This window comes from Sporofaciens sp. JLR.KK001 (assembly GCF_036941055.1).
Classification (GTDB): domain Bacteria; phylum Bacillota; class Clostridia; order Lachnospirales; family Lachnospiraceae; genus Sporofaciens.
Genome location: NZ_JAYMNO010000007.1, coordinates 1 through 4433, shown reverse-complemented (window position 1 = coordinate 4433; position 4433 = coordinate 1). Strand labels below are relative to the sequence as shown.

Here is a 4433-nt window from a genome sequence, read left to right as displayed (position 1 = left end):
AAAGGCAATTCATGAGTATTCTATATTTTACATAATTTTGTAATACGTATTTTTTTATTTGTCACGAAAAAGTTGATATAAATCGAGGTAAATATCTCAATGAAAATTGATTATGAACACCAAGCAGAAATCTATGAACAAACACGAAACACAGAGCCGCTCGTATATAGTATGTTATCTAATTTACTTAAACTTTCAAAAAAGGATATCGTTCTTGATTTTGGTTGTGGGACAGGCAATTATTTGAAACAATTTGTTATAGATTATGGAATAATCCCATATGGAATTGAGCCCGCTACAAATATGAGAGAAATTGCACAAAAGAAATTGCAATCCGGTTGTATTTTAGCAGGGGATGATACATATATACCATTTTCTGATATTTTATTCAATAAAATATATTGTACAGATGTCATACATCATATAAAGCAATTAGATATTTTTTTTCAGCACATTTATAACATAGCAGCATCTGGAGCAAGGTTCTGTATTTGTACAGAATCTTTTCAACAATTAGGTGAAAAGTATTGGATTCAATATTTCCCGGAATTGCTTGATATAGATTTGCAACGTTTTCATCCAATTGAAAATATTATAAAAACAGGTGAGTCTACTGGATGGATATACAGGGAAATGTTAAAAACGGAGGATGAACTTATTGCACCTATATCAACATCCTTTATAAATCGTGTGAGGAATAAAACGTTGTCAGTATTTCATCTTATTTCAAATGACGCTTATGAACGTGGAATGCTATTAATGGAAGAGGATTATCGTCAAAAAACTTTACTAAATCAACATGAAGGATATACATTTATTCTTTTTGAAAGGAGAAAATGATATGCAATTTAAGAAATATTTTATTATTGCCAATATGAGAGAGCAATTTGAAAATGAATCAAAAATATCACCACGCCCATATAGTGATCACCCTAGCCAACAAAGTATTTATTTTGTAATAGAAGAATTAGAGAAAGCAGGTTTTGAAGCTCAATTTTTTGGAGGTGTAGAAAGCCTGATTGATGCATGTAATCGGCATGCTAGTTTTCCTCAAACTTTATTTTTAAATTTTTCCGATGGCTTGAATCAAGTTAGTCGGAAAGCACAGTCTGCCATATTGCTTGAGTTACTCAACGTTCCATATGCTGGTTCAGATCCATTAGCTCGTTTAATGGCCGGAAATAAAGCATATGCAAAAAAAATAGTATCATCCTGTTTGGAAGTTCCGCAAAGTTTAACTGTTTTTAATTGTTCTTCGCATTTAACAGACATAAACTTTCCTGTTATAATAAAACCAAATCGAGAGGGTTCCTCTCTAGGAATATCTCAAGAAAGTATTTGTACCAATGCAGAAGAACTTAGAGAACGTTTACCAAATTTAATAACACGCTTTCACGAAGTGTTGATTGAGGAATATATCCCAGGCTATGAAGTTACTTGTTTCGTTATTGGAAATAAAGGACACTACTATTTTACTGAACCGATTATATGTGAGTATAACGGTATTCGATATTTTGATAATTTTGTCTTTGGTCTGGAAGAAAAAGCAAATAGAAAAAGAACCGAATATCTTGCACAAAAGATTTTAACTTCACAACAGATTACAGCAATCCGTATAGCCGCTCAAACAGCTTTTGAAATGCTAAATATGCATGATTTTGCTAGAGTTGATTTCCGTCTTCAAGAAAGTGGCCGGCTATTTTTCATTGAAATAAACGGAAATGCTGTAATCAGTGAAACATCTGAAGTTGGAATTATTAGTCGTGAATTGGGAATACCTTTTGGGGAAATTGTTGGAAATATTATACGTGCGGCTACAGAACGTCTAAATTTTAGTCATGACTAAAATTTAAAATCCAAGGTTCAAATTCCAAATCACAGTAATAATCCGTGTAGCATGGATTAGATGGTGGAATTAGTTCTACTTTAATTCCTGTTAATTGATGATATAATTTTAGAAAACGATATTTTCCATGTGGCCATTCCATTGCAAGATGAGGGCGGCAATATTCAAGGACTTTATTTCCTTCACTAAAATATCCGTTTTTCCACGCAAGCAATGCCAAATTGATACATATTTTTTTGTAAATCTTATCATCTACGTTATGTACGGAATTAATATAGTCCAACAATTTTATATAAATCTTTTTCCATTGTGGATTACCTAAAAAATAATAGCATAACATACGATTAGTTTGTAATACCAAAGAAGCATAATCTGATTTATTCCAAAACAATGCTTCTACAATATTACTCAACGCCTGTTCCCAGTCACCAGATATCATATGTAATACAGCAAGGTTGCTATAAGGATATACTTGTTCATGAGGTTGATTTTCTTTAAGAAGTAATATACTTTCTTCATAAAACTGTTTGGACTTTTCGTAATTTCCACAACGCAAATATTCAAACCCCATATTAGTCAGTATTTTCCCTTCTGTAATATAATCTGAAAACTTTCTAGCAAGAAATAAACCTCTATCTAAATATTTTAAAGAGTCTTCTCCTTCATAATAGTCCATGGCAGATTGATAAATAATAGCCATTTCACGCACATCTAAATCTTCAGTTACTAAATCATCAAAAATAGATTTTGCTTTCTGGAAACCACCAGGAGAAAGAAACATGATGCTTTGTTTTGCACCCAAAATCATTATACGGTAATGACTATCTTTAGCATTCAATTGTTCTGCTTGACTAATTGCTTCAAGAGCTCGTTTACTATCAAGAGTACACGATCTTGATCGAGCTTGAAATATATATAATTTAATATACTGTTCCAATGAAAAATTATCGGCTAAGTTTCTTGATTGAATAATTGAAAGCAGATTATCTGCTTTATGGTATTGACCACAATAAAAAAAAGTAATACCCATAGTAAGTAATTGCTCTCCTAGAAGTGACGAAACCACTGTTTCCAGTCTGGAAAAAATTTTTTCAGCATCTTTATACATGTCTATTTCAAAAAAATGATAACCATAAGAATAATTAAACTCTATCCATTTATCGGCTTGCGCAGCATAAGAATGGTATGCAAGTAATTCTTGATAATAACGACACCAATAAGCTGAATTTTCAACATTCTGTTGCTGCATTAGATATTCATAAATACTATAATGTAAAAATGGTACTGAACGATCATCTTGAAAATATTTCTTTATGGCAAGTTTTAGAGAATCGTGTTCAAATTGAAATGATATCACATGATTTTCATAAACACGAATTAAAACATGCAAATTCTCTAAAGTTTGAAGTGTTTCTCCTATTTCTCTTTTTAAAATAGGGATGGGTTCAATATTTGCAAAAAAATCCAAAAAATCATATAGAATTATAGACGGGATAGGATTTCCCCAAAGCGCAATAATTTGGAGTATAATTTTGGCTCCTTTTTGCTTTTGGCACAAAGCATCCATATCAAAAGCTAATTCATCTTTAATTAACTGTTGATTGAAAGCATCAAGAACAAATTGGGCCTTATCTCCATCAATTGTAATTCCTTGAATTGTATACAAATTGATAAGAATTTCTTTGAATCGTTGTGGAAGGCCATGACACAATTCAAAAGTTTGAGAAAGTAATTTTATATCGGCTTCGTTCAATTCAAATGTACGCTCAAGCATGCGTGCAAACAGTTGTTTTTGTTGAAATGGTGATATTACTATTGATTTATTTGGTATTTTCTCTGCCAAGATGCTTTTAATATCAAAACGATTTTTCAAATCATCATCCGTGGTACAAATTAAAAATCTTATGCGCGCATTATATATTACTTCATGAATAACAGAAACTATTACATCAAGAGAATTAGGATCACACTGACTAAAATTATCAAGAAGAAATACCATATTTTCACATTTTTTTAGTGCTTCAAAAATATATTTTTTAATAACTACTACTGTATTTTCTTTTTCGTCACGCTTAGAAATGAAATAATTTGTAATTGAAGAACTTAATTCATCTAAACCAATATCATCTAAATCCGTCATATTTAAAATCATATTGACTGCTTTCTGACCAATAGTAGCCATAGACTTATAATTTGCTCGAATATAATTTGTAAATTTTAAATTTGCAGCTTTATTTAGCTGGCTAATAAATGCTTTCAAGTAAGCTCCTGAAGATATATTTTCGATTTCGATGTTCACATAAATACTTGTAAAATTTTTTTTGGACATAACATATTCTGTCAAAAAATAACTTTTACCGGTTCCGCGTTTCCCATGTATCCACAGAATATAACTAAGATTACTTGAAAAATCCATAAGGTAACTATCAATTAATCGACGTTCCTCTGTACGATCAACGAATTCAAATTTGAAAATATCTGTGTTAAGCATAATTATTTCCTTTTAAATATTTAATTATGAATTATCTGTTTGATAACTAAAGCTTATATTGATACATAAAATATGAATCAATAGTGTCTCATTTTG

The 4433-nt window shown here is 30.7% G+C and carries 3 protein-coding genes; 2 read left to right on the top strand and 1 reads right to left on the bottom strand.

Going from position 1 to position 4433, the window contains the following annotated elements; all coding sequences use genetic code 11:
- Positions 1-99: 99 nt before the first annotated feature.
- On the top strand, positions 100-840 hold the full coding sequence (locus tag VSQ62_RS32255) for a class I SAM-dependent methyltransferase (protein ID WP_334638784.1): 741 nt from the start codon (positions 100-102) through the stop codon (positions 838-840).
- Between the two features lies 1 nt (position 841).
- Positions 842-1846: a D-alanine--D-alanine ligase family protein gene (locus VSQ62_RS32250; RefSeq protein WP_334638783.1), complete on the top strand. Its 1005-nt coding sequence runs from the start codon at positions 842-844 to the stop codon at positions 1844-1846.
- On the opposite strand, the gene VSQ62_RS32245 is transcribed toward VSQ62_RS32250, so the two are convergent.
- A complete protein-coding gene (locus VSQ62_RS32245) occupies positions 1833-4337 on the bottom strand; it encodes a tetratricopeptide repeat protein (protein ID WP_334638782.1) in 2505 nt (834 codons plus the stop codon). The genes VSQ62_RS32250 and VSQ62_RS32245 overlap by 14 nt on opposite strands.
- Between the last annotated feature and the right edge of the window lie 96 nt (positions 4338-4433).

What these genes read in the sequence shown, in the direction of transcription:
- VSQ62_RS32255 (WP_334638784.1), top strand. Translation starts at nt 100, where the DNA reads ATGAAAATTGATTATGAACACCAAGCAGAAATCTATGAACAAACACGA.
- VSQ62_RS32250 (WP_334638783.1), top strand. Translation starts at nt 842, where the DNA reads ATGCAATTTAAGAAATATTTTATTATTGCCAATATGAGAGAGCAATTT.
- VSQ62_RS32245 (WP_334638782.1), bottom strand. Translation starts at nt 4,337, where the DNA reads ATGCTTAACACAGATATTTTCAAATTTGAATTCGTTGATCGTACAGAG.